Source organism: Caulobacter sp. SLTY (assembly GCF_009905535.1).
Lineage (GTDB): Bacteria > Pseudomonadota > Alphaproteobacteria > Caulobacterales > Caulobacteraceae > Caulobacter.
Map to the genome: position 1 here is coordinate 101,335 of NZ_JAAALA010000002.1, position 22,534 is coordinate 123,868.

General features: G+C 68.9%; 20 protein-coding genes. 13 read left to right on the forward strand and 7 right to left on the reverse strand.

Annotated elements, in window-relative coordinates; genetic code table 11:
• Window positions 1-2: 2 nt before the first annotated feature.
• The 3 genes from GVN21_RS01705 (at window position 3) to GVN21_RS01715 (ending at window position 3,562) form a co-directional block, all read left to right on the forward strand.
• The gene (locus tag GVN21_RS01705; RefSeq protein ID WP_166572967.1) at window positions 3-1,994 is read left to right on the forward strand and encodes a protein meaA; all 1,992 of its coding nucleotides are present in this window, start codon (window positions 3-5) and stop codon (window positions 1,992-1,994) included.
• A 32-nt stretch (window positions 1,995-2,026) separates the two neighbouring features.
• Window positions 2,027-2,773, forward strand: coding sequence for a hypothetical protein (locus GVN21_RS01710; RefSeq protein ID WP_166572968.1), 747 nt, complete (start codon window positions 2,027-2,029; stop codon window positions 2,771-2,773).
• A 63-nt stretch (window positions 2,774-2,836) separates the two neighbouring features.
• Window positions 2,837-3,562, forward strand: coding sequence for a hypothetical protein (locus GVN21_RS01715; protein ID WP_166572969.1), 726 nt, complete (start codon window positions 2,837-2,839; stop codon window positions 3,560-3,562).
• Between the two features lie 15 nt (window positions 3,563-3,577).
• Here GVN21_RS01715 and GVN21_RS01720 read toward each other — a convergent pair whose 3' ends face one another.
• Window positions 3,578-4,975: an MFS transporter gene (locus tag GVN21_RS01720; RefSeq protein ID WP_166572970.1), complete on the reverse strand. Its 1,398-nt coding sequence runs from the start codon at window positions 4,973-4,975 to the stop codon at window positions 3,578-3,580.
• 80 nt (window positions 4,976-5,055) lie between these two features.
• On the opposite strand from GVN21_RS01720, the gene GVN21_RS01725 reads away from it, so the two are divergent.
• The 4 genes from GVN21_RS01725 to GVN21_RS01740 all read left to right on the forward strand — a co-directional run bounded on the left by GVN21_RS01725 (window position 5,056) and on the right by GVN21_RS01740 (window position 8,708).
• Window positions 5,056-5,793, forward strand: a complete 738-nt coding sequence (locus GVN21_RS01725) for an extensin family protein (protein ID WP_166572971.1) — start codon at window positions 5,056-5,058, stop codon at window positions 5,791-5,793.
• 77 nt (window positions 5,794-5,870) lie between these two features.
• Complete coding sequence (locus GVN21_RS01730) at window positions 5,871-6,629, forward strand: extensin family protein (protein ID WP_166572972.1); 759 nt, start codon at window positions 5,871-5,873, stop codon at window positions 6,627-6,629.
• 105 nt (window positions 6,630-6,734) lie between these two features.
• Window positions 6,735-7,877: an alpha-L-fucosidase gene (locus tag GVN21_RS01735; RefSeq protein WP_166572973.1), complete on the forward strand. Its 1,143-nt coding sequence runs from the start codon at window positions 6,735-6,737 to the stop codon at window positions 7,875-7,877.
• A 57-nt stretch (window positions 7,878-7,934) separates the two neighbouring features.
• Complete coding sequence (locus GVN21_RS01740) at window positions 7,935-8,708, forward strand: SDR family oxidoreductase (RefSeq protein WP_166572974.1); 774 nt, start codon at window positions 7,935-7,937, stop codon at window positions 8,706-8,708.
• Between the two features lie 155 nt (window positions 8,709-8,863).
• Here the strand turns inward: GVN21_RS01740 and GVN21_RS01745 are convergent, their stop codons facing one another.
• The gene (locus GVN21_RS01745) at window positions 8,864-10,033 is read right to left on the reverse strand and encodes an aminotransferase (RefSeq protein ID WP_166572975.1); all 1,170 of its coding nucleotides are present in this window, start codon (window positions 10,031-10,033) and stop codon (window positions 8,864-8,866) included.
• 39 nt (window positions 10,034-10,072) lie between these two features.
• Here GVN21_RS01745 and GVN21_RS01750 point away from each other — a divergent pair, with 39 nt between their 5' ends.
• Window positions 10,073-10,552, forward strand: coding sequence for a GNAT family N-acetyltransferase (locus tag GVN21_RS01750; RefSeq protein ID WP_166572976.1), 480 nt, complete (start codon window positions 10,073-10,075; stop codon window positions 10,550-10,552).
• A 46-nt stretch (window positions 10,553-10,598) separates the two neighbouring features.
• Window positions 10,599-12,347: a hypothetical protein gene (locus GVN21_RS01755; RefSeq protein WP_166572977.1), complete on the forward strand. Its 1,749-nt coding sequence runs from the start codon at window positions 10,599-10,601 to the stop codon at window positions 12,345-12,347.
• A 63-nt stretch (window positions 12,348-12,410) separates the two neighbouring features.
• Here the strand turns inward: GVN21_RS01755 and GVN21_RS01760 are convergent, their stop codons facing one another.
• Window positions 12,411-12,887, reverse strand: coding sequence for an RcnB family protein (locus tag GVN21_RS01760; RefSeq protein ID WP_166572978.1), 477 nt, complete (start codon window positions 12,885-12,887; stop codon window positions 12,411-12,413).
• Window positions 12,888-12,985: 98 nt separating this feature from the next.
• Window positions 12,986-13,594, reverse strand: coding sequence for a DUF938 domain-containing protein (locus GVN21_RS01765; RefSeq protein ID WP_166572979.1), 609 nt, complete (start codon window positions 13,592-13,594; stop codon window positions 12,986-12,988).
• Between the two features lie 53 nt (window positions 13,595-13,647).
• On the opposite strand from GVN21_RS01765, the gene GVN21_RS01770 reads away from it, so the two are divergent.
• Complete coding sequence (locus tag GVN21_RS01770) at window positions 13,648-14,421, forward strand: ABC transporter ATP-binding protein (protein WP_166572980.1); 774 nt, start codon at window positions 13,648-13,650, stop codon at window positions 14,419-14,421.
• Window positions 14,421-15,971, forward strand: a complete 1,551-nt coding sequence (locus tag GVN21_RS01775) for an ABC transporter permease/substrate-binding protein (protein ID WP_166572981.1) — start codon at window positions 14,421-14,423, stop codon at window positions 15,969-15,971. The genes GVN21_RS01770 and GVN21_RS01775 overlap by 1 nt, the downstream gene beginning before the upstream one ends.
• Before the next feature lie 226 nt (window positions 15,972-16,197).
• Here the strand turns inward: GVN21_RS01775 and GVN21_RS01780 are convergent, their stop codons facing one another.
• From GVN21_RS01780 to GVN21_RS01785, 3 genes are all read right to left on the reverse strand, one after another.
• Window positions 16,198-18,171: a penicillin-binding protein 1A gene (locus tag GVN21_RS01780; protein WP_166572982.1), complete on the reverse strand. Its 1,974-nt coding sequence runs from the start codon at window positions 18,169-18,171 to the stop codon at window positions 16,198-16,200.
• Between the two features lie 439 nt (window positions 18,172-18,610).
• Window positions 18,611-18,742, reverse strand: coding sequence for a hypothetical protein (locus GVN21_RS21100; RefSeq protein ID WP_276608472.1), 132 nt, complete (start codon window positions 18,740-18,742; stop codon window positions 18,611-18,613).
• A 178-nt stretch (window positions 18,743-18,920) separates the two neighbouring features.
• Complete coding sequence (locus GVN21_RS01785) at window positions 18,921-20,111, reverse strand: acetyl-CoA C-acyltransferase (RefSeq protein WP_166572983.1); 1,191 nt, start codon at window positions 20,109-20,111, stop codon at window positions 18,921-18,923.
• Between the two features lie 143 nt (window positions 20,112-20,254).
• Here GVN21_RS01785 and GVN21_RS01790 point away from each other — a divergent pair, with 143 nt between their 5' ends.
• On the forward strand, window positions 20,255-20,593 hold the full coding sequence (locus GVN21_RS01790; protein WP_166572984.1) for a hypothetical protein: 339 nt from the start codon (window positions 20,255-20,257) through the stop codon (window positions 20,591-20,593).
• A gap of 79 nt (window positions 20,594-20,672) precedes the next feature.
• A complete protein-coding gene (locus GVN21_RS01795; protein ID WP_166572985.1) occupies window positions 20,673-22,412 on the forward strand; it encodes an amidohydrolase family protein in 1,740 nt (579 codons plus the stop codon).
• Window positions 22,413-22,534 lie beyond the last annotated feature (122 nt).

Sequence of the window (22,534 nt, forward strand, 5' to 3'; positions counted from 1 at the left end):
CGATGAGCCAGACCCCTTTCCAGCACGCCCCGGACGCCCCGTGGATCTTCCGCACCTATGCGGGCCACTCGACGGCGGCCAAGTCCAACGCCCTCTATCGGCGCAACCTCAGCGCCGGGCAGACCGGCCTGTCGGTGGCTTTCGATCTGCCGACCCAGACGGGCTACGACGCCGACCACATCCTGGCGCGGGGCGAGGTAGGCAAGGTGGGCGTGCCGGTCGGGCATCTGGGCGACATGCGGACCCTGTTCGAGGAGATTCCGCTCGACCGGATGAACACCTCGATGACCATCAACGCCCCGGCCGCATGGCTGCTGGCGATGTATGTGGCGCTGGCGGACGAGCAGGGGGCGGCGCGGACCAAGCTTCAGGGCACCACCCAGAACGATCTGATCAAGGAATACCTTTCCCGCGGCACCTACATCTTCCCGCCGGAACCCTCGCTCAAGCTGATCGGCGACATGGTCGCCTGGTGCTATCGGGAGACGCCCAAGTGGAACCCGATCAACGTCTGCAGCTACCATCTGCAGGAGGCCGGGGCGACGCCGGAGCAGGAGCTGGCCTATGCGCTGGCCACCGCCATCTCGGTGCTCGACACCGTGCGGGCCGGCGGCCAGGCGCCCGAGGCCGACTTCGAGATCGTCGCCTCGCGGATCAGCTTCTTCGTCAATGCCGGGGTGCGGTTCGTCACCGAGCTTTGCAAGATGCGGTCGTTCACCCAGCTGTGGGACGAGATCCTGAAAGACCGCTACGGCGTTCAGGACCCCAAGGCCCGCCGCTTCCGCTATGGGGTGCAGGTAAACAGCCTGGGCCTCACCGAGCAGCAGCCGGAGAACAACCCCTACCGCATCCTGCTGGAGGCCCTGGCGGTCACCCTGTCCAAGGACGCCCGCTGCCGCGCCCTGCAGCTGCCGGCCTGGAACGAGGCCCTGGGCCTGCCCCGGCCGTGGGACCAGCAATGGTCCCTGCGGATGCAGCAGGTCTTGGCCTATGAGACCGACCTGCTGGAATACGAGGACCTGTTCGCCGGCAGCCATGTGGTCGAGGCCAAGGTCACCGAACTGAAGACCGGCGCCCTGGCCGAACTGGCCCGCATCGACGAGATGGGCGGGGCCGCCGCCGCCATCGGCTACATGAAGGAACAGCTGGTCGGCTCCAACGCCGTGCGGTTCCGGGGCATCGAGACTGGAGAGATGACGGTGGTCGGCGTCAACCGCTGGACCGATACCGAAGAAAGCCCCCTGTCGGCCGGCGAGGGATCCATCGAGACTGTCGATCCCCGGCTGGAGGCCGAGGTGGTGGGTAAGCTCAAGGCCTGGCGGGCCGAGCGCGACCAGGGCGCCGCCGACGCTGCCCTGGCCGAGCTGAAGGCCGCCGCCGCCGAGGGCCGCAATATCATGGAGCCCTCCATCGCCGCCGCCCGCGCCGGCGTCACCACCGGCGAATGGAGCTTCGCCCTGCGCGAGGTGTTCGGCGAATATCGCGGCCCGACCGGCGTGGCCGTGGCGGTCGCTTCCGGCGACGCCGAAGACATCGAGGCGGTGAAGGCCGAGGTCGAACGCGTGTCCCAGGCGCTCGGCCGCACCCTCTCCTACCTGGTGGGCAAGCCCGGCCTCGACGGCCACAGCAACGGCGCCGAACAGATCGCCACCCGCGCCCGCGCCTGCGGCATGGAGGTGGTCTACGACGGCATCCGCTCGACCCCCGAAGAGATCGTCCGCCGCGCCAAGGAGGCCAGGAGCCACGTTGTCGGCCTCTCCATCCTTTCGGGCTCCCACCTGGACCTGGTGCAGGAGGTGGTCCGGCTGATGCGGGCCGAGGGCCTCGGCGACATCCCCGTGGTGGTCGGCGGCATCATCCCGCCGGAAGACGCGCTGATCCTCAAGCAGATGGGCGTGCGCCGGGTCTATACGCCCAAGGACTTCAAGCTGACCCAGATCATGGCGGACGTCGTCAGGGTGGTGGAAGAGGGCCTGCTCGCCGAGACCCGCTAGGCATCTTGGGAAATGCTCGCTAGGGTCGCGCCATGAGCGAGGCCGAGACGAAGACCGACTGGCTGGGCCTGGTACGCGCCTGGTTCATCGCTCTGCTGATCATTGGCCTGGCCGGGGTCGGAATCTGGTATCTGATCGAAGCGCCCTATCCCGTCGAGACGCCCGACTGGTTCTACGGGTCGTTCGGACTGGTGATCGTCGGCCTGCTGGTCCTGTGCGTGATCGCTGGCAGCTCCTCGATGATCGATCAGTTCAACTGGCATGGACTAATTCCGGCCGACGTCCCGGAGGGCTATGCCTGGCGACGCTCGATCCGTTCGCGTCTGGAGCGCCTGGGCAACCTCGTCGGCTTGGTGCTGTCCTACTACTTCGTGTTCACCGCCATGGCGGCCTGGCAGCACCAGGATTGGGGGCGACTGGCGGTGACAAGCCTGTTCCTGGCGATGACCCTGTACGTTGCGGCAACGCATCTGCTCTCCGCGATCAGCGGCAAGATCGTCCTGACCATCGACCGTGAGGGCATGCGCGGCCTGGGGCTACCCAAGGGCGGCCTCGCCTGGGACAGCATCGAACGCCTGGCGATCGGCGACCGTCCGGAGGCGCCGCACGTGACGGCGTTCATGGTGGGAGCTGACGGCCGATCGGGCCGCGCCCATTCCATCGGCCTCGACGCCGCGGGGATTTCGGCGCGCCGTTTCGCCGAAAAGGTCTCGGAGCTGGCGCCGCAGGTGGAGATCAGCTGGCCGACCCCCCGCTTCGCCGACTTCAGCGCCGCGTGAGAGCATGATCGCCGAGATGTCCGTCTGCAGGCCTACTCGAGATTGTCGGCAACGGTTGGCGCCATGAGTGAGACTGCCGCCCCGCCCGCAAAGAAGTCGCTTCTGAGGAAGGTTGGCCGCTGGGCCGGCTTTGCCGTCTTTATGGTCGTTGGCTTGGCCGCCTGGGATTATCTCAAGGACGGCCGCGAGCCGATAGACGTGGGGGTCATTCCCGGCGCCGGGTGGCTCACGATCGTCGCCGGCATCTGTATCTGGGTGGGCGTTCTTCTGCTCAACACAAGGCTCTTCGATCTCATCCCCCGGCACGGCCCCTTGTCATTCCCCTACGACGCTGGCCTCGCCTGGACCTATTCGATCGCCTACCGAATAGCGTTTATGCTCTTCGGCCTGGGAGTCCTAGCAACCGCCGCCGCCTGCGCCGGCATGGCGTTCCAGGCGGGGCTACTGGCTGACTGGGGGAGGTTGGCGATCGGCGTCGTGTTCACAATCCTCGCCGCCGCCACAGTCGCAATGTTCGGCTGCCTCATCTTCCTTCGCATTCCCGTCCTGGGTTTCGACCCCGAGGGGCTGGAGAACGACGACCATCGCCTGGAATGGAGCGAGATCGAGAAGATCGGTGTCAAGCGACGCCTGTCCGACCGGCGGATCGAGCTGTTTCTCGTCGACGGCCATCCCCTGGGGCCGATCTACCGTTTCTCTCTGAAGGAGGTTGGCCTGACTGCTGGTGAGTTCCTGGACAAGGTCGAGGCCATGGCGCCCCAGGTCAGGATCGAACGTCCAGCCAACTGACCGGCGCCTTCAGCCTTAGGTCGTCACCCGGCGCCCCAACCGCCAGGCCGCGGCCCACCCGATCACCGCAAGCGGCGCGAACAGGGCGAACAGCCAGAGGCCTCGGGTCTGCGCCACCGCCGGGTCGATCCCCTCGCCGAAGCCCAGCGCATTGGCCGCCGCGCCCACCGCCGCCGAACCGACCGCACCCCCGATCAGCTGGGCTGTCGGCACGGCCGAGGAGGCCAGGGCCTGTTGTTCCTCGTCGAGACCCGAGAGGATGCGGCGGGTGGCGAAGGCCCAGCTGAGGCCGAAGCCGGCGCCGATGACCAGCATGCCCAGGGTGATAGCGACCAGGCCGCCGCGTGGCATGGCCCAGATGCTGAAGAGGATGCCGACCAGCAGGGTCGCCGCCCCCAGCCGGATCATCAGCCCGTCGCGGTTCTGAACCCCCGCCACGGCCAGGGCCGTCACAGTCCAGCCGCCGGCAATGGCTGTGATCACATAGCCGGCGACCAAGGGGGTGACCCCGTGGCGGGCCTGGATCAGGGCCGGGCCATAGACGGTGAAGGCCACCGAAGCCGCCTCGAAAGCGAAGATCATCAGGTAGCCGGCTGCCGCCACCCCGGCGATGTCGCCGATCGCCTTGGGCAGCAACGCGCCGGGCGTGCGGCCGTTGACGGCGATCATCCAGGCCAGGGCGGCCACGCCGCCGACCCCCAGCGCCGCCGCCTGCCAACCCTCGCTGACGACCCCGGCCAGGGCGATGCCGCTGACCGCCAGGGTCAGGGCGATGAGCTGGCTCCAGGCGATGGGGGCTGGCGCGGCGTCCGCTTTCGGCTGGCGGGCGATCATGGTCAGGGCGGCCAGGATGAAGACCATGGCCTGGCCCGCGAACAGCCAGAAGGTCCAGCGCCACAGGCCCGGCCCCGCCAGCAGGCCTCCCAGCAGCGGCCCGATGATGGTCGCCACCCCCCAAACCCCGGCGATGGCCCCGAACACCCGCGCCCACAGCCGCTCGGGGAACAGGGCGGTGGTCGCCACATAGCAGAGCGCCATGATCGCCCCGGCCCCGAACCCCTGGATCAGGCGGCCGGCCACGAAGATCAGGAAGTCGGGCGCCACCGCGCTCATCACGCAGCCGGCCGAATAGACGATGGCCGAGGCGGTCAGCGCGCCGCGCAGGCCGAGCCGCAGCGATAGTCGCCCCGACACCGCCCCTGACAGGATCGAGGCCAGAAGGAAGGCCGCCACGCTCCAGGCGAAATAGCGGAAGCCGCCGATGTCCTGGGCGATGCTGGGGGTGATGGTCACCGTCACCAGGCTGTCGGCCGCGTTCAGCCAGACCCCCAGGCAGAGGAACAGGAACCGGGTCAGGTACTGCGGCGCCAGGATCTCGCGCCAGCCGGGGGCGCTTTGGGCGTCGTCTGTCATGGGCCCCACTTGGCCACCGCCACCGGCCGGGTCAAGCCGGCGATCTGAACCGTCAACGTTCCCACCCGTTGCTGTCAGTCGTGAAGCTCACCCTCCCAACTCTTCCACCCGCCACGCCGGGCCAACTGGCCTGGGCGGCGTTTGGCTCAGCCCTGCTGGAGCTCAGCCTGGCGGCCATCCTGCTGGCGGCCTTCGTCGAGAAGGCCGCCCCGCCGCAGGACCTGCCCTGGAAGCCGTTTTCGCTGAACCATCCGCTGGGCCTGGCCACCGACGCCAAGCTGGCGCTGATCACCGCCGATCCCGCCCGCTGCCGCGCCGTGCTGCTGGCCGAGGATGTGGGATTCGCCGCTGCTCCCGACCGTACCGAGGGCTTCTGCACCACGGCAGGCAGTGTTCGGCTGGGCGATGCGAAGCTCAGCCCCAACGGGCCGGTGATGCGGTGCGACCTGGCGCTGACCTACGAGGTCTGGCGTCGCCACGTCGTCGAGCCGGCAGCGCGCAAAACCCTGGGCTCCGACCTGTCGCGGGTCGAGCATCTGGGCACCTACGCCTGCCGCAACATCTATGGAAAGTCCGACGCCCGGCCGAGTAACCACGCCACCGCCTCGGCCCTCGACGTCGCCGGCTTCCGCCTGGCCGACGGACGGCAGGTCAGCGTGCTCCGCGACTATGATGGCGAAGACCCCGAGGCCGCCTTCCTGCAGGAGGTCCGCCGGGGCGCCTGCCGCCTGTTCGGCGCCACCCTGGGGCCGGACTACAACGCCGCCCATGCCGATCACTTTCACCTGGACATGAGCCCCTACAGCCTTTGCCGGTAGGGGGCCGGTAGGGGAAAGGGGCGCCGGACAACGCCGACCCGTGCTATGGGCCGTCAACCCTTGCCCCTGTCGACCTCATGGCCGGATACCGCGTACCCCACCCGGACAAGCCGCACATCGCTCACCACGCCCGCCGCCAGACCATCGCGGCGCGTCTGGTGGGGGTGGCCTTGCTGTGGTCGCTGGTGGCGGTCATGGCCTTCGTCGCCGACCGGGCCGTGCCGCGCCAGCACCTGCCGTGGAAGAAGCTGACCCTGGTCGATCCGGTGGGCGCGGCGACGCGGGTGAAGGCCGCCCGCGCCGGCGCCGATCCGGCCGCCTGCCGCGCCGTGCTGGCCGCGGGCGGCATCGCCTATGCCGAGGCGCCGGCCAGCACCCAAAGTTGGTGCGTGGTGAAGGACGCGGTGCGGATCACCTCCGGCATGGCCCCGCTGAAGCCCGCCGACGCCCAGATGACCTGCAAGCAGGCCCTGGCCGTCGCCCTGTGGGAGCGGCAGGTGGTGCAGCCGGCCGCCTTCGCCGAGCTGGACCAGGCGGTGGTCGGGATCGATCACTACGGCAGCTACAGCTGCCGCCGGATCTACGGCCAGGACGAGGGCCCGGTCAGTGAGCACGCCCTGGCCAACGCCCTCGACGTCGCCGGCTTCCGACTGGCCGACGGCACCACCATCTCGGTGCTGAACGACTGGAAGGATCCGGGCCCCAGGGGCCGCTTCCTGCGCAAGGTCCGCGACGGCGGCTGCAAGGTGTTCCTCACCGTGCTCAGCCCCGACTACAACGCCGAGCATGCCAATCACCTGCACATGGACATGGGCGGCTGGCCCAAGTGTAGCTGACCTGAACTTTCCCGGCCGGCGCCCTTGGGTAAGCCGGTTGTCGCCGCTCCCCGCCCTGACTTAGGGTCGATCCAACCGGCGAGAGACCGGAACAGGGAGGGCCGCATGGCCGATTTCAGCGCCTTCGCCGGCCGGCCGGTTCCGGACTGGTATGCCGAGCCGCAGTTCGGCATCTTCATCCACTGGGGCATCTTCTCCGTGCCGGCCTTCGCTCCGGCCGGGGCGTCGATCACCAGCCTGTTCGAAACCGACTACGACCGCGCCTTCATCCTCGGCCCCTACGCCGAGTGGTACCAGAACGCCCTGCGCGACGAGACCAGCCCGACGGCGATCCGCCACAAGGCGCTCTATGGCGATGCCCCCTACGACAGCTTCCGCCAGCCGTTCGAGGAGGCGTCCCGGAGTTTCGACGCCAACCTCTGGGCCGACCTGTTTCAGTCCGCCGGGGCGAAGTACGTGGTCTTCGTCACCAAACATCACGATGGCTATTGTTTGTGGCCCACCGCCGTGGAGAACCCCCACAAGCCCGGCTGGCACAGCGAGCGCGACTTCGTCGGCGAACTGGCCCAGGCGGTGCGGGCACGCGGCATGCGGTTTGGGGTCTACTACTCAGGCGGCCTGGACTGGACCTTCCGCGACAGCCTGATCGGCAACATGGGCTCGATGTTCGCCGCCGTGCCGACCGATGAGGACTACCGCGCCTATGCCCTGGCCCAGGCCAAGGAACTGATCGACCGCTACAAGCCCTCGGTGCTGTGGAACGACATCGCCTGGCCCAGCGCCGAGGACCTGCCCGACCTGTTCGCCTACTACTACGACGCCGTTCCGGACGGGGTGATCAACGACCGCTGGCTGGGGATCACGCCCCTGTTCGAGGGCCTCCGCGAGCCGGCCGCCTGCGCGGCGTTCAACGACCGGATCAAGGACAGCATCCAGAAGAACGGAGTCCACTTCAACGGCGGCTCGCCTCCGCCCCACTGCGACTTCCGCACCGTGGAATACGGCTCGGGCGCGCACCTGAAGGGGGTCAAGTGGGAGTCGACCCGGGGGCTGGGCCTGGCCTTCGCCTACAATACCGACGAGCCGACCGACAACTACATGACCGGTCCGCAGATCGCCGCCCTGTTCGAGGAGGTAAGGGCCGATGGCGGCAATCTGCTGCTCAACGTCGGGCCGCGCGCCGACGGCTCGATCCCCCAGGTGCAGTCCAACGCCCTGCTCGACTTCGCCAGGATCACCTCCGCTTGACGTAAGGCCAGTCGCCGGTCAGTTTCGCTTCAAACAACTGTTTGAGAGGGAAACAACATGGCCGCCGAAGGCACGCTGTTCGATCTTACCGGCAAGGTCGCCGTCATTACCGGCTCGTCGCGCGGCATCGGCAAGGCCATCGCCGAGCGCATGGCCCAGCACGGCGCCAAGGTGACCATCTCCTCGCGCAAGGCCGGGCCTTGCGAAGAGGTCGCCGCCGAGATCAACGCCAAGCACCCGGGTTCGGCCATCGCCGTGCCGGCCAACATCTCCTCGAAGGAAGACCTGCAGCGCCTGGTCGACGAGACCCGCAAGGCGTTCGGCAAGGTCGACATCGTGGTCTGCAACGCCGCCTCCAACCCCTACTACGGCCCGATGGCCGGGATCGAGGACGACCAGTTCCGCAAGATCCTCGAGAACAATGTGATCGCCAACCACTGGCTGATCTCGATGTGCATCCCGGAGATGAAGGAGCGCAAGGACGGCTCGGTGATCATCGTTTCGTCCATCGGCGGCCTGCGCGGCAGCCCGGTGATCGGGGCCTACAACGTCTCCAAGGCGGCCGACTTCCAGCTGGCCCGCAACCTGGCGCATGAATACGGCCAGTATGGCATTCGGGTGAACTGCATCGCCCCCGGCCTGGTCAAGACCGACTTCGCCAAGGCCCTGTGGTCCAACCCCGAGACCCTGCGCCGCGCCACCGAGCCGGTGCCCCTGCGCCGCATCGGCGAGCCGGACGAGATCGCCGGGGCGGCGGTCTACCTGGCCAGCGCGGCGGGTAGCTTCATGACCGGCCAAGCGCTGGTGGTGGACGGCGGGGCGACGATCTAGGCCCCTGTTCCTCAGCCGATGGGGACAGGTTCGCCGCCACGCCGGCGTCACCAGACCTGGCGTAGTCTTTTCCCGGCGTACCTGTCCCCGACCGGACCTGGCCGGACCGTCGGGGACAGGTACGCCGGGGGGCGATTTTGCCCAGACCTTTGGCGTCAGCGACGCGGCGAACCAGTCCCCTTTGCCCGCGCCAGTCGCTCGATCCCCGCATCCAGCGTCTCGTCCCGCTTGGCGAAGCACAGGCGGATCAGGTGGATCGGGGCTTCCGTCTCGTAGAAGGCCGAGATCGGGATGGCGGCGATGCCGTGGTCCTTGACCGCCCGCAGGCAGAAATCGGCGTCGCCCTCGTCGATGCCGGAGGCGGCCAGGTCGACGTTCAGGAAGTAGGTGCCGGCGGCGGGCAGCACCTTGAACCCCTCCGCCTCCAGCCCCGAGGCCAGCCGATCCCGCGAGCGTTGCAGGTCCACCGGCATTTGCGCGAACCAGTCCGGACTGTTGTCCAGCCCCCAGGCCACCGCCGCCTGCAGGTTGGGCGGGGTGGTGAAGGTCAGGAACTGGTGGGCCCCGGCCAGGGCCTTCATCAACGCGGGCGCGGCGCAGAGGAAGCCGACCTTCCAGCCGGTCAGCGCGAACATCTTGCCGGCCGAACCGATCTTCACCGTCCGCTCGCGCATGCCGGGAAAGGCCATCAGGGGCTTGAACCGGCGTCCGTCGAAGGTGATCTGTTCCCAGACCTCGTCACAGACCGCGATGGCGTCATGTCGCACGCAGTACTCGGCCAGCAGCGCCAGATCCTCGTCGGCCCACAGGGTGGCGGCGGGATTGACCGGGTTGTTCAGCACCACCAACTTCGTGCGTTCGCTGAACACGCCGTCCAGCATCGGCCGGTCGATTCGGAAGTGCGGCGGCTGTAGCGTGGCCAGGCGGGGAATACCGCCGCAACGGCGCACCATCGGCAGGTAGGCGTCATAGAGCGGCTGGAACAGCACCACCTCGTCGCCCGGCGAGATCAGCGACAGGAAGGCCGCCGCCAGGGCCTCCGTCGCGCCCGAAGTGACGGTGATCTCCGCCAGGCCGTCGAGATCGAGGCCCTGAAACGCCGCGTAGTGACGGGCGGCGGCTTCGCGAAGCTGCGGCAGGCCGCGCATCGGCGGATACTGGTTGTAGCCCTCCACCGCCTCCAGCGCCGCCCGTTCGCGCACTGCCCGTGGTCCCGGTTCGTCGGGAAATCCCTGGCCCAGGTTGATCGCGCCATTGTCCCGCGCCAGTCCGCTCATCACCTCGAAGATGGTGGTCGGCAGGTCGGCGTAGACGGGATGGACCATGGGACTCTCGGGACGTTGCAAGCACGGCGGCGGGCGCCCATGCTTCATGCCATGCGCATCGTCGATTTCGAACCCCGTCACGCCGAGGCCTGGAAGGCGCTCAATGAAGCCTGGATCGGCCGCCACTTCGCCATCGAGCCCAGCGACCGCGAGGTGCTGGACGACCCGGTCGGCAAGGTGATCGGCATCGGCGGCGTCGTGCTGATGGCCGAGGACGCCGAGGGCGAGGCCATCGGCTGCGCCGGCCTCAAGCCCGTGGCGGCCCAGCAGGGCGGCGGGCTGGAAGTGATCAAGATGACGGTCAGCGAGGCGGCGCGGGGCTCGGGGCTGGGCCGGGCCTTGATGCAGGCCTGCATCGACCGGGCGACGGCCATGGGGGCGCGCCGGCTCTACCTGGAGACCAACAGCGCGCTGGGGCCCGCGCTCGGCCTCTATCGGGCCATGGGCTTCGAGGACCTGCCGGCCCAGGCGACACCCTACCAGCGCTGCGACGTCTGGATGCAGCGGCCGCTTCCTTGACGTCGCCGACGCCGCTAGGAAGAACCGTGGCGTAGAGGGGCGAGCTTTGGGGGCCTGGGAAACACTCGGGATAGAGCGGACCCGCGAGGAGCGAGACATCCGCCGCGCCTATGCCCGCAAGCTGAAGCTGACCAATCCGGAGGACGATCCGGCCGGCTTCCAGAGCCTGCGCGAGGCCTATGAGCAGGCCCTGAGCTATGCCGAACGCGGCTTCGAATTCGCCGACGGCATGTTCTTCAGCGACGGCTCGGAAGACGCCGGGGACGAGGACGTGGACGAGACGGAAGAGGCGCCGTTCGAGCCTGCCGCATCGCTGCGTCGCCCGCCCGCGCCTCGGCCCGACATGCCGGCCCAGCCCATCGATCCGGTCGCCGAGGCCATCGCGCGGGAGATCGACGAAGCCCATGCGGCCCTGGCGCGGTTGGCCGAACTGGTCGCGGCCGACCCGCCGGCCAGCGACGCGGCCCTGGCGCTGGGGCTGGAGGCCCTGGTCGCCGCCCCGGCGATGCAGAACCTGGACATGCGCGCCCGCGTCGAGCGGCGCCTGGCGCAGCTGATCCTCGACAATCCCCCGCGCGCCGACGGCCTGATCCCGGCCGCGATCCGGGCCATGGGCTGGAAACCCCATGGGCGCGGCCCCCTCGCCTCGACCATCGACGAGGTGTTCGATCGCCAGGCGGCGCTGGGCTACCTGCGGGAGTTGAAGCTCAAGCGCCATCCGCACCATGACGGCTATCGGGCCCTGCAAGCGCCGCCGCCGAAATCGGTTCTCGCCTTCACCTTCCGTCCCGGCTCGCTGAAGTCGGCGCGGTTGATCATCGAGCGGCTGGAGAACGAGTTTCCGGCGCTGGAAGACGATTTTCCGCATCTGGCGGCCTGGAGCGACTGGCTGGAGACGCCGAGGCTCAGTCCGATGGCGCTGTGGTTCGCCGCCGTGGCGGCGCCGGTAATCGGCGCCATGGCCATGGTCTCTCTGGCCGGTCCCGGACCTTGGGGCTTTCCAGCCGGCGCCGTGGCCGGGGGCCTCGGAACCCTCCTCCTCGCCTTCGCCCATCTCTACCTGATTCTCTGGCCGCGCCGTCTGTGGCGCACGCGGTGGTCCTGGCGCCTGCCGGGTTGGCTGGGGCTGGGTTGGATCGTCGGCGGCAGTTTCCTGGTCTGGGCCTCGCCGTTGGCGGTGGACGCTCCGGTCTTCTTCTGGGGGTTGATCGGCCTTGGCGTCCTAATGGTGCTCTGGACGGCGGTCACCGGCGATATCGACCGGCGCGAAGCCGGCCAGGCCTGGTGGCTGCGCCTGCCGATGCTGCATGGCTACTACCTGGTCTGGCTGATGGCCATGGCGATCCTCGCCCCGGCGGTGATGCTGCCCATGGGACCGGTCCTGCTGCTGGCCGGACTGGTCGCGCTGCTGGGGTCGGGGTCCCTGGCGGAGTTCTGGCTGTACCGGCTCAGCGCCAGCGCGCGGATCATCGGCGCGGGACTGTTGCTTGGGGTGACGTTGCTTGGGCTGGTCTTTCTGTGGGGACTGTTCCGCTCGCTGGAGCACCTGCCCATGGTCGCGGCGCTGGCGGCCATGGCCACGATCGCCGCCCGGCCGATGGCTGACACCTTGGGCGATGGAATAACGCGGGTGCGCCACTGGGTCGGCTGGATCGGGCTGATCGGGGTGACCAATCTGGGCCTCGCCGGCTCCCCCTTCGGCGTCCAGGCTTTTTGCGCCTGGCTGCTGGCGGGCCCGCTGATCGTCGGCGTCGGCGCCCTGATCTCCGCTAACCAGGACCGCCGCGGCCTCTGAAACACGAAAGAGCCCCCGAGGCGTCCGCTCCGGGGGCTCGATCATTCGGCTTTGTGACTCGGTCTATTCGAACAGGTCGAAGACGACCGAGGCGATCAGGCCGGTGGCGATGGCCGTCAGGATGACGTCATCCCCGTGGCGATAGTAGCCGTAGCCGCGCGGGGGCGGGGGCAGGCGGTAGGCCCGGTAGTCGACGTAGTAGCCGCGGCCGCGGTAGGCCGGCGGCAGGTACTGGCCACGAGCCCAGCGACGGTTGGCCTGGTATCCACGCGGGGCGTAGTAGCGTCCGGCGCTGTAGCGACGGTCGGCCCGGCGCTCCCAGCGGCTGTCGCGGCGGTCGTCACGGCGGTCATACCGGTCGTCGCGACGGTCATCCCGGCGGTCATACCGGTCATCCCGGCGCTCGTCGCGGCGGTCGTAGCGGTCGTCACGGCGTTCGTCGCGACGGTCGTATCCACCGCCACCGTAGGGCTGGGCCGCGGCGGCGCCGGCGGTCCCCAGGACCGACAGGGCAATGGCGGCGATCAGGAACTTCTTCATGGGTCACTCTCTCCTCGGCGGGTGAAAGGACGATCCCGTCCCCGACGTTGGAGAGGGTTATGAAGGGCGCCGGCTGATCCCAACCTGAACGGCTTTGGTCATCCGCCGTTCATCTTCGCAAACACCAGGCTGAGATTGTTGGCCGGCATGGCGATGCGGGCTCGCAAGGCAAGGCCGTACCGGTCCGCCAACGCCTCGACATCCTCGCGCCGGCGCAGGCCCCAAGCCGGGTTCCGGCTCTTCAGGCTGTGGTCAAAGTCCAGGTTTGACGGGGCGGTTTCGACCAAGCCCTCCAGATAGGGACCGTAGAGATAGAGCACGCCACCCTTGGGGAGGACGGCGCCGGCCCCCGCCAGAAGGCCCTCCGTCGCCGCCCAGGGCGAGATGTGGACCATGTTGATGCAGACCATGGCGTCGGCCGCCTGAACCGGCCAGTCGTCCGGACGCGAGGCGTCCAGGCGCAAGGGCTCCAGCAGGTTGGGCAGGCCGGCCTCGGCGCGCCAGGCGGCGATGCTGGCTAGGGCGGTCTCGTCGGGATCGGTCGGTTGCCAGGTCAGGTCCGGCAGGTGGCCGGCCATGTGCACGGCGTGCTCTCCGGCCCCGGCGGCGATCTCCAGGACCAGGCCGGTGGCCGGCAGATGTTCGCGCAGCACAGCCAGGATCGGATCGCGGTTGCGGGCGGTGGAGGGCGAGGTCCGGGCGGTCATCGGGGCAAGCTAACCCATTCCGCCAAACGGGGAACACGGGTTAGGGTCGTCGCATGGCCGACCCCTCCGCGATCGACTTCGACACCGTCTCAAAGGCCTACGCCGGTCGCGCGGCGGTGGATGGCGTATCGCTGGCGATCCCGGCGGGACAGTTCGTGGCGGTGGTCGGCGCCTCTGGCTCGGGCAAGACCACCCTGCTGAAGATGGTCAATCGCCTTGCGGAGCCTTCCCAGGGCGGGGTCCGGATCGAAGGCCAGGATGTGGCGGCGCAGGACGCCGTCCAGCTGCGCCGGCGGATCGGCTACGTCTTCCAGGGCGTCGGGCTGTTTCCGCACATGACCGTGGCCGAGAACATAGCCATCACCCCCCGCCTGCTCGGCTGGGTGAAGGCGGACATCGCCGCGCGCGTGGATGAGCTGCTCGACCTCGTCGCCCTGCCCAGGACCTATGCCGAACGGTTCCCGGACCAACTGTCCGGCGGCGAGCGCCAGCGGGTCGGGGTGGCGCGGGCCCTGGCGGCCCGGCCCTCGATCCTGCTGATGGACGAGCCCTTCGGGGCGCTGGACCCGATTACCCGCGAGGCGCTGGGCCAGGCGACGCGCGCGCTGCACGACCAGCTGGGCCTGACCACCCTGATGGTCACCCATGACGTACAGGAGGCGGTGCTGCTGGCCGACCGGATCGTGGTGATGGCGAACGGGAAGGTGCTGGCGGACGATACGCCCCGCGCCCTGCTCGCCGGCCATTCCGACCCGGACGTGGCGGCCCTGATGGCCACGCCTGCCCGCCAGGCGCGGGCCATCGCCGCCCTGATGGAGGCCCGGTGATGGAGGGGCAGGTCGCCGCCGCCTGGGCCTTGCTGCCCGACTATCTGGCCCAGCACGTGCTGCTCAGCGCCGCCGCCCTGGCGCTCGGGGTGGCGATCAGCCTGCCGCTCAGCGTGCTGGCGGCGCGCAACACCGTGGTGCGCTGGCCGCTGGTGACCCTTGCCGGGATGGTGCAGACCATTCCGGGCCTGGCCCTGCTGGCGCTGTTCTATCCCCTGTTGCTGGCCCTGTCGGCGGTGACCGAAGGGGCCTTCGGCTTCAAGCTCCAGGCCCTGGGCTTCCTGCCAGCGCTGCTGGCGCTCACCCTCTACGCCATGCTGCCGATCCTGCGGAACGGGGTCGCCGGATTGACCGGCATCGATCCGGCAGTGCGCGAGGCGGCCGACGGGGTGGGGATGACGCCGGCCCAGAGGCTGCTGCGTGTCGAGGCGCCGCTGGCCGCGCCGGTGGTGATGGCCGGGGTGCGCACGGCTGCGGTCTGGACCATCGGGGCGGCCACCCTGTCGACACCAGTCGGTCAGACGAGCCTGGGCAACTACATCTTCTCGGGCCTGCAGACCGAGAACTGGGTGTTCGTGCTGTTCGGCTGCGCGGCGGCCGGCGGACTGGCCCTGATCGTCGACCAGCTGCTGGGCCTGATCGAGTGGGGGGCGGGCCGCCGGCGCCTGCTGCCGGCGGCCGCCGGGCTGGCGCTGCTGGGCCTGGGGACCGCGGCGGCGGCGGTTCCACCGCTGCTGGCGGCCACGGCGCCGGCCTATGTGGTCGGGGCCAAGAACTTTTCCGAGCAGTACATCCTGGCCGAGTTGATCTCCGGCCGTCTGACGGCCCAAGGCGCCGACGTCGCCCGCCGCGACGGCCTGGGTTCGGCCATCGTCTTCCGCGCCCTCGAGGCCGGCGAGATCGACGTCTATGTCGACTACAGCGGCACCCTGTGGACCAACGTCATCGGCCGTAAGGACAACCCGCCCCGCGCCCAGCTGCTGGCCGAACTGACCCGCTGGATGAAGGACGAGAAGGGGGTGGTGGTGCTGGGCTCGCTCGGCTTCGAGAACGCCTACGCCCTGGCCATGGAGCGCAAGCTGGCCAACTCACTGGGGGTAGCCAGCCTCGACGACCTCACCGCCCGGGCGCCGCGCCTGACCCTGGGCGGGGACCTCGAATTCCTGTCGCGCCCGGAATGGGCGGCGATCGAGGGCGCCTATGGCCTGCGCTTCGCCAGGGAAAAGTCGTTCAACCCGACCTTCATGTACCGCGCCCTGTCCAGCGGAGACGCCGACGTCATCTCCGCCTTCTCGAGCGACGGCCGGATCGCCGCCCAGGATTTGGTGGTTCTGGCCGACCCGCGCGGGGCGGTGCCGAGCTATGACGCGGTCATCCTGATCTCACCCCGGCGGGCGAAAGACCGTCGACTGATCGAGGCGCTGACACCCCTGATCGGGGCAATCCCCGTGGAGCGGATGCGCGAGGCCAACTACGCGGTCGACCGGGATGAGGGGAAGGTGTCGCCCGCCGAGGCGGCGCGGATGCTGGGAGTTGGGTCGAAGCCATAGACATTGACCCCAATCGGTTCAGCCGCCGTGAGTGTCCCTTCTCCCCTTGCGGGAGAAGGTGGCGCGAAGCGCCGGATGAGGGGTCGATAGGTCTTCAAGCTGCTTCGCGAGGGATGCTACAGGCTGAGTTGGAGGACGGTGCGCCCCCTCATCCGTCGCCTTCGGCGACACCTTCTCCCGCGAGGGGAGAAGGGCGCCCAGAGGCGAATTCCCAAGCACCGGCTCGTTAGAAAGGCACCTCTTCAGGCGGTCTCGCCGGCTCCGGTGCGGGCGTCGGGGCCCTCGGCTGTGGTTCCGGCGGCTCTTCCCCACCGATGCCAATTCCCGACAGGATATCGTCGATCGGGCCCTGGTTTTCCGGCTCGGGCGGGGCGATGCGGCCGCCCGGGATGGGGCCGGCCTTCAGCCTCGGCAGGGCCTGGCCCATGAACCCTTTCCAGATCTGGGCCGGGGCGCCGCCGCCGGTGACCCGGCGCATAGGGGTGTTGTCGTCCTTGCCGGTCCAGACGGCGACCACGAAGCCGCCGGTGTAGCCGACGAACCAGGCGTCGCGATAATCGCTGGTGGTGCCGGTCTTTCCGGCGATGTCGAAGCCGGGCACGCGAGCGGCCGTGCCCGTGCCGCCGGTCACCACGGTGCGCATCATCTGGTTCATGTAGGGCAGGGCCGGGCTGCCGATCACCGACTGGCGGCCGCGCTTTTCGATGTTGTGGTCGTAGAGCACCTTGCCCGAAGCGGTGCGGATACGGCTGATGCCCCAGGCGCGGGCCCGGAAGCCGCCGTTGGAGAAGGGGGCATAGGCCTGGGCCATCTCCAGCGGACTGACCTCCACGGCGCCCAGCGCCATCGAGGGGTCGAGCTGGATCTTGCTGCTGATCCCCAGGCGTCGGGCGGTGGAGGCGACGTTGCCGGTGCCGACCTCGTTGGCCAGCCGGGCGGCCACTGTGTTGGTCGACTTGGCCAGCGCCGTCTCCAGGGTCATGGCGCCTGCGAAGCGGCCGTCGTAGTTGCGCGGCTCCCAGTTTCCGATCTTTAGCGGCTCGTCGACCACCACCACGCCGGGATTGCGGCCCTGCTCCATGGCGGTCAGGTAGACGAAGGGCTTGAAGGCGGAGCCCGCCTGCCGCTTGGCCACCGAGGCGCGGTCGAACTGGCTTTCGCTGTAGTCCACCCCGCCGACATAGGCCCGCACCCGGCCCTCGGCGTCGAGGGCGACCAGGGCGGCCTGCTGCACCCCGGCGGCCTTGTTCCGGGCGACGCCGGCCCGCACCGCCTGTTCGGCGGCGGCCTGGATCGGCAGGTCCAGGGTGGTTTCGACGTAGAGGTCCTCGGTCGGTTCGCCGACCAGGGCGCGGACCTGGCCGTCCATCCAGTCGGTGAAATACTGCGCCCGCTGGTTGGCCAGCACGGCGCTGACCCGCACGGGGGTCTTGACCGCGGCTTCGCGTTCCTCCGGCGTGATCGCCTTGGTGCGCACCATCTCGTCCAGCACGATGGTGGCGCGGCGGGCGGCGCGTTCCTTGGCCGAGACCGGCGAATAGCGCGACGGGCCCTTCATCATCCCGGCGAGCAGTGAGGCTTCGCCGAGGGTGAGTTTCGAAGCGGGCTTGTTGAAATAGCGCTGCGAGGCGGCCTCGATGCCGTAGGCGCCAGCCCCGAAATAGACCCTGTTCAGATAGAGGGCGAGGATCTCCTTTTTGGAGAACTTGATCTCCAGCCAGACGGCCAGAATCAGCTCCTGCACCTTGCGCCGCCAGTTCTGGTCCAGGGTCAGGAACAGGTTGCGGGCCAGCTGCTGGGTGATGGTCGAGCCGCCGGCCACCACCTTGCCGGCCTTGACGTTGGCGACCCCGGCTCGGGCGATGCCGATCGGATCGAACCCCGGATGCCAGTAGAACCGCCGGTCCTCGATAGCCAGGAAGGCCTCGGGCACATATTCGGGCAGTTTCTCCAGATCGACGGGCGGCGCGTACTGGCTGCCGCGCACGGCGATCAGCGCCCCGGATCGGTCCAGATAGGAGATCGACGGCTGGCGGGTGACGTCGTTGAGCTTGGAGACGTCCGGCAGGTCGATGGCGAACACCGCCAGGAAGGCGACCAGGAAGATCAGCCCCCAGACGCCGATGACCGTTCCCCAATAGAGAAAGGCTTGCAGCGGGGTGCGTCTGGCGCCGGTTCCGCCCGCCTGTGGGTTGGCCATCTCGTCTTTACCCTGTTCGCACGCTTGCGCGCCGTGTGTAGCGCAGCCGCCTGTCTGCCTCCATCCCGATCAACGGGGGATGAACGCGGCCTTTTCTGGGCCTCGATGTCGTAACGCCGTGCAGGTCGCTTGGGGCCCGCGGCAAGCCTGACGAAAAGGCCATGGTTTTCATTCATGCGCCGGTCAGCTTGGCTCTGGCGAACTGCGTTCATCGACAACCTAGACCGTCAGGGAGGACGGGGATCATGAGCGCGATGGATTATGCGGGATCAGCAGGGGCGGCTCCACGGGGTCGTAGGGCGCCGATCGGGATGGCCCTGGAGCGATTGCGTGCCATGCTCGTCAGCCGAAGCGCCGACAAGCGTCAGCGGCAGATGAATGAGCGGCGGGCCCGTGACATGGAATTGGAGATCGAGCGGCTGCGGGCCGTGGGTGGCTTTTAGCGGTTGCCGATTTCCATCGTCGGAATCGACGAGGGCGCCGGCTGCGAACGGGCGCCGGGGACGGGCAGCACGATCGCCAGGGTGATGGCGAGCAGGGCGGCGGCGGTGAGAAGGCCTTTGAGGGCCATGGCGGTCGGTTCCGTTGTACGCAGGCGCCACAATGGCGCCCACACCCTTAACGGTACGACAACGACCGGGTTCCAGATGCGGTGTTCGATGAATTTAGTTTGGTGAATCCGAGCAGGATTCGCAGACTTTCCAGGTATCCGGGCTGTCGGATGACCGACAGCCCGGTCCCCGACGGCCTTAGTTGAAGACCTCGAAGAGGCCTGCGGCGCCCATCCCGCCGCCAATGCACATGGTGACCACCGCATGCTTGGCCTTGCGGCGCTGGCCTTCCATCAGCACGTGGCCCACGCAGCGGGCGCCGGTCATGCCGAAGGGGTGGCCAATGGCGATGGAGCCGCCGTTGACGTTGTACTTCTCCGGATCGATGCCCAGCTTGTCGCGGCTGTAGAGGCATTGCGAGGCGAAGGCTTCGTTCAACTCCCACAGGTCGATGTCGTCGACCTTCAGGCCATGACGCTCGAGCAGGCGGGGGACGGCGAACACCGGGCCGATGCCCATCTCGTCCGGCTCGCAGCCGGCGACCGCGAAGCCCTTGAAACGACCCAGCGGCTTGAGACCCCGGCGCTCGGCTTCCTTGGCTTCCATCAGCACCACGGCGGCGGCGCCGTCCGACAGCTGGCTGGCGTTGCCGGCGGTGACGAAGTTGCCTTCGCCCATCACCGGCTGCAGCGAGGCCAGGCCTTCGAGCGTGGTGTCGGGGCGGTTGCATTCGTCGCGATCGACCACGTAGTCGACGAAGCTCTCTTCCTTGGTCTCCTTGTTGACCACCTTCATCTTGGTGGCCATCGGCACGATCTCGTCCTTGAACAGGCCGGCGGCCTGGGCGGCGGCGATCCGCTGCTGGCTGCGCAGGGCGTATTCGTCCTGGTAGTCGCGGGCGACGTTGTAGCGCTTGGCCACGATGTCTGCGGTGTTGATCATCGCCATCCACAGGGCCGGCTTGATCTCCATCAGCTTCTCTTCGGTGATGTGATAGCGGTTCATGTGGCCGCTGGCGTTGACCAGGGAGATGGATTCCACCCCGCCGCCCACGGCGACATCAGCGCCTTCGTTCTTGATGTAGTGGGCGGCCGAGGCGATGGCCTGCAGGCCCGAGGAGCAGAAGCGGTTGATGGTCGTGCCGCTGGTGGTCACCGGCAGGCCGGCCCAGATGGCGGCGTTGCGGGCCACGTTCATCCCGGTGGCGCCTTCGGGCCCGCCACAGCCGATGATCACGTCCTCGACCTCCGCGCCTTCCAGCCCGGCGCGCGACACCGCGTGCTGGATGGCATGGCCGGCCATGGCCGCGCCGTGGGTGTTGTTGAAGCCGCCGCGGACGGACTTGGCCAGTCCGGTGCGGGCGTAGGAAACGATGACGGCGTCGCGCATGAGGGTCCTCAGGGAAGGTTTCAAACGGTGGTTTGAAAATCGCGGGCGACCCTAGGGCAACCTTCGCGCCCGCGAAAGATCACGCGCGCGTCAACCAGGGTCCGGCCATTGACGAAGTCGAAGGCCGGGGCGACGGTCTGCCCATGAAACGCCTGCTGCTTGCCGCCGCCCTGGTCGCCCTGCCCCTGCCCGCCGTCGCCCAGAAGGCGCCCGAGGGCGGAAGCTGGACCGAATGCATGGTCGGCGAGATCTTCGCCGATCGTGACCGGCTGGAGATCGGATGCGCCGGCAAGGCGGGGGGTCCAAGTCGCTTTGCCATAGAAAGCCGCGATCCGCTGGCGGAGTCGCTGCTGCGCCTGGCCCTGACGGCCAAGGACAGGGCCCGGCCCCTCGGCGTGCTCTACGTGATTGCGCCGGAGGCCAATCCCGAGGGGTGCGATCCGGCGGTCTGTCGGCGGCTCGCGGCCGTGAGCCTGAAATAGGCTGACCCAGCGTCGCCCTTGACGCCCGCGTCATCGAGTCCGACCCTTGGCTTAACAACGATAAGTCAGAGGAACGGCCATGGCGGACTACGATCTGGTGCTGCGCGGCGGCACGGTGGTGGACGGCACGGGGGCGGCGCCCTTCACGGCGGATGTGGCGATCAAGGACGGGCTGATCGCGGCCGTTGGGCCGAACCTGGGCGCTGGCGCCGACGAGATCGACGCGACGGGCCGGCTGGTGACGCCGGGGTTCGTCGACATCCACACCCACTACGACGGCCAGGCGACCTGGGACAACCGGCTGAACCCCTCCAGCGGCCATGGGGTGACCACGGTGGTCATGGGCAACTGCGGGGTCGGATTCGCCCCCTGTCGGCCGGAGGATCACGACCGGCTGATCAAGCTGATGGAGGGGGTGGAGGACATTCCCTTCCCGGTGCTGACCGAAGGCCTGCCCTGGAACTGGGAAAGCTTCCCCGACTATCTCGACGCCCTGGACAAGCGATCCTTCGATATCGACCTGGCGGCCCAGCTGCCGCACGCGGCCCTGCGGGTCTATGTGATGGGCGAGCGCGGGGCCAACCGCGAGCCGGCCACGCCAGAGGACATCGCCCAGATGGCGGCCATCGCCGAGCGGGCGATGCAGGCCGGCGCCATCGGCTTTTCGACCAGCCGCACCCTCAACCACCGCACCAGCGACGGCGAGCCGACCCCGACCCTCAATGCGGGCGAGGACGAGCTGACCGGCATCGCCATGGGCATGGCTGCTGCGGGCAAGGGGGTGCTGCAGCTGGTCAGCGACTTCGCCCCCGACCCGGCCGAGGAGGTGGCGATGTTCCGCCGCATCGCCGAGGCCAGCGGCCGGCCGTTGAGCTTCACCCTGGCGCAAAGTCCCAAGGCGCCGGAGCTGTGGAAGATGCTGCTCGGCAAGGTCGAGGCGGCGGTTGATGACGGGGTGGCGATGAAGGCCCAGGTCTGCGGCCGCCCCGTCGGGGTGCTGTTCGGGCTGGAGCTGACGCTCAATCCGTTCAGCGGGTCGGAGACTTACAAGGCGATCGCCCACCTGCCGCTGGCCGAGCGGGCGGCGGCGATGGCCGATCCGGACTTCCGCGCCCGGCTGCTCAGCGAGACTGGCGCCGCCAAGGGGCCCTTCGGCGGCAGCATGCTGCAGGCCTGGGACCGGATGTGGCTGCTGGACGAGGTTCCCGACTACGAGCAGCCGGCCAGCAAGACCATCGCCGCCCTGGCCGCCGGCCGAGGCATCTGGCCGGAGGACCTGGCCATCGATCACATGCTGAGCAATGGCGGACGCGGGATGCTCTACCACCCGTTCCTCAACTACGCCGACAACAGCCTGGACCCCAGCTACGCCATGCTCGGCCATCGCGACACCGTGCCGGGCCTGTCCGACGGCGGGGCGCATGTGGGGATGATCTGTGACGGCTCCTTCCCGACCAGCATGCTGACCCACTGGACGCGGGATCGCACGCGGGGGCCGAAGTACCGCGTCGAAGAGATTGTGCGGATGCAGACGCGGGATACCGCCGCGGCGGTCGGGTTGATGGATCGGGGGACGATTACGCCGGGCCTGCGGGCGGACCTCAACGTCATCGACTACGAGGGGCTGAAGCTGCATGCGCCGGGGGTGTCGTACGACCTGCCGGCCGGCGGGCGGCGGCTGACCCAGAAGGCGGAGGGCTATGTCGCGACGGTGGTGGCCGGGGTGGTGACCTATCGCGACGGGCAGCCGACCGGGGCCTTGCCGGGGCGGCTGGTGCGCGGGGCGCAGCCGGCGCCGGTCGCGATGGCGGCGGAGTAGGCGAGCGAGCGAGGCTTCGCTCTCCGCCCCCGAGAGGGGGCGGAGGACGGTTCGGAGCGATAGCGACGGACCAGGAGGCGGGGCAGCGCCGGCGGTTTAGAGGTTCCTCCTTCACCGGCGGT

What these genes read in the sequence shown, in the direction of transcription:
- GVN21_RS01705 (WP_166572967.1), top strand. Translation starts at nt 3, where the DNA reads ATGAGCCAGACCCCTTTCCAGCACGCCCCGGACGCCCCGTGGATCTTC.
- GVN21_RS01710 (WP_166572968.1), top strand. Translation starts at nt 2,027, where the DNA reads ATGAGCGAGGCCGAGACGAAGACCGACTGGCTGGGCCTGGTACGCGCC.
- GVN21_RS01715 (WP_166572969.1), top strand. Translation starts at nt 2,837, where the DNA reads ATGAGTGAGACTGCCGCCCCGCCCGCAAAGAAGTCGCTTCTGAGGAAG.
- GVN21_RS01720 (WP_166572970.1), bottom strand. Translation starts at nt 4,975, where the DNA reads ATGACAGACGACGCCCAAAGCGCCCCCGGCTGGCGCGAGATCCTGGCG.
- GVN21_RS01730 (WP_166572972.1), top strand. Translation starts at nt 5,871, where the DNA reads ATGGCCGGATACCGCGTACCCCACCCGGACAAGCCGCACATCGCTCAC.
- GVN21_RS01735 (WP_166572973.1), top strand. Translation starts at nt 6,735, where the DNA reads ATGGCCGATTTCAGCGCCTTCGCCGGCCGGCCGGTTCCGGACTGGTAT.
- GVN21_RS01740 (WP_166572974.1), top strand. Translation starts at nt 7,935, where the DNA reads ATGGCCGCCGAAGGCACGCTGTTCGATCTTACCGGCAAGGTCGCCGTC.
- GVN21_RS01745 (WP_166572975.1), bottom strand. Translation starts at nt 10,033, where the DNA reads ATGGTCCATCCCGTCTACGCCGACCTGCCGACCACCATCTTCGAGGTG.
- GVN21_RS01750 (WP_166572976.1), top strand. Translation starts at nt 10,073, where the DNA reads ATGCTTCATGCCATGCGCATCGTCGATTTCGAACCCCGTCACGCCGAG.
- GVN21_RS01760 (WP_166572978.1), bottom strand. Translation starts at nt 12,887, where the DNA reads ATGAAGAAGTTCCTGATCGCCGCCATTGCCCTGTCGGTCCTGGGGACC.
- GVN21_RS01765 (WP_166572979.1), bottom strand. Translation starts at nt 13,594, where the DNA reads ATGACCGCCCGGACCTCGCCCTCCACCGCCCGCAACCGCGATCCGATC.
- GVN21_RS01770 (WP_166572980.1), top strand. Translation starts at nt 13,648, where the DNA reads ATGGCCGACCCCTCCGCGATCGACTTCGACACCGTCTCAAAGGCCTAC.
- GVN21_RS01775 (WP_166572981.1), top strand. Translation starts at nt 14,421, where the DNA reads ATGGAGGGGCAGGTCGCCGCCGCCTGGGCCTTGCTGCCCGACTATCTG.
- GVN21_RS01780 (WP_166572982.1), bottom strand. Translation starts at nt 18,171, where the DNA reads ATGGCCAACCCACAGGCGGGCGGAACCGGCGCCAGACGCACCCCGCTG.
- GVN21_RS21100 (WP_276608472.1), bottom strand. Translation starts at nt 18,742, where the DNA reads ATGGCCCTCAAAGGCCTTCTCACCGCCGCCGCCCTGCTCGCCATCACC.
- GVN21_RS01785 (WP_166572983.1), bottom strand. Translation starts at nt 20,111, where the DNA reads ATGCGCGACGCCGTCATCGTTTCCTACGCCCGCACCGGACTGGCCAAG.
- GVN21_RS01790 (WP_166572984.1), top strand. Translation starts at nt 20,255, where the DNA reads ATGAAACGCCTGCTGCTTGCCGCCGCCCTGGTCGCCCTGCCCCTGCCC.
- GVN21_RS01795 (WP_166572985.1), top strand. Translation starts at nt 20,673, where the DNA reads ATGGCGGACTACGATCTGGTGCTGCGCGGCGGCACGGTGGTGGACGGC.